Genomic DNA, 1320 nt, shown 5'->3' with positions numbered 1-1320 from the left:
TGCCACTGAACAGCCCCTTGCGCTAGGTTACACATGCTTGTCGGGGCGCACCTGAACGCTGGCTTGCTAGGTATCGTCGGTCTGAGGTGCAACTCAGCCGATGGATTCTTTATCGGCGTATGAATAGGTGCGGGGTGGGGCCAAATCTCCTACCGTCTGTACCCTTGGGTCAGATGCTCCTTTGGTCCCTCCACCCCGGCAAGTCCTGCATGGTTGCAGGAAGAGCATTCAAACATACAAGCGCCACTTGAGGCGCGAACTGCACCGTTCTCAGACAGAAGAAACGGGGATCAGAAAACGACGCCTTCCTCATATCACAGCTGCCCGGAAAGGGCGTCGTTGTAACCCGTTGAGATTTCTGGTTTTATCGGTCGGTATATGAATTTGATAAATGTAATAGGAAGCCGGCGTGTTCATTGGATATTCGAGCGGGCTTCCTAATACCTGTTATGAGTTTTTAAGGTGAATATGGAAATATCATATAAAAAAACTGTTATTGAGCATAAAGACAAACCCGTTATGTACTATGACGGTGACTCAATGGGCGGTGGCACTATAAACATAAATTGTGGTGCTTGTGGTTATGATATTTCAAAAGAAACATTCGAGTTTTGGAAAGATAATAAAGAACAAGAAAAAGTAATTGTTAGTAAGTTAGGTAAGAATTTCAATTTACCCCAGAGCAACCAGTGGGGTAACACTTTTTTAGGTATTATGTCATGCAACAACTGTAATGCTGTGCATGCCCTACACATTCATTATGGTGAGGTCTCAAATGGCCATTGGCAAAGCAGTCTTCATAAGGTCTTGTTGTGTAACTCATAACAAGTCAAAGCAGGCATGGACGCGCTTACAGCGCGCCCCTGTTTGAAGCGTTATGCAAAAGGTGTTGAATGTCAGCAAAGGCATTAGCTCGTAATTTGCGCGATGAAATAGCGCACCTAAAAAACGAGCAGGGTATCAATGCGATTCAGAGTGACGACCTACTTGCTTATCTCAATAGGGTTATCGATGCCCCAGAGGAGGAGGTCGATCCGGTTAAACTGGAGCAGATACGCGCTCAATTACAGGCTAACGTAGAGGATCGTAAAGCTCAGCAATCGTCGGCTCTTGAAATGTTTAGGTCCGTAATAACTGCGGGGCAAAACGCCATTAAGACGTCGTTGCTGATGAACGGAGGTGCAACAATTGCCCTCCTGGCTTTCCTAGGTAAGTTGACCACTGAGAATCCAGGCAAGCTTTCGGTTTTTTCTGGCTCATTGATGATTTTTACTTTTGGGGTATTCGTTATTGGCCTGGTCTCAGGTTTAACGTATTTGA

2 protein-coding genes are annotated in these 1320 nt (G+C 45.7%); both read left to right on the top strand.

What is annotated here, in order from left to right:
* Window positions 1-462 precede the first annotated feature (462 nt).
* Entirely contained in the window at window positions 463-825 is a 363-nt protein-coding gene (locus A3754_RS26395) for a hypothetical protein (protein ID WP_156496675.1), read from the top strand.
* A 68-nt stretch (window positions 826-893) separates the two neighbouring features.
* The coding region (locus A3754_RS01590; RefSeq protein ID WP_063518678.1) for a hypothetical protein at window positions 894-1320 on the top strand (427 nt) is incomplete at its 3' end.

The organism is Alcanivorax sp. HI0083, assembly GCF_001635175.1.
The sequence above is the reverse complement of the archived record's forward strand: the minus strand, read 5'-3'. Positions and strand labels throughout refer to the sequence as shown.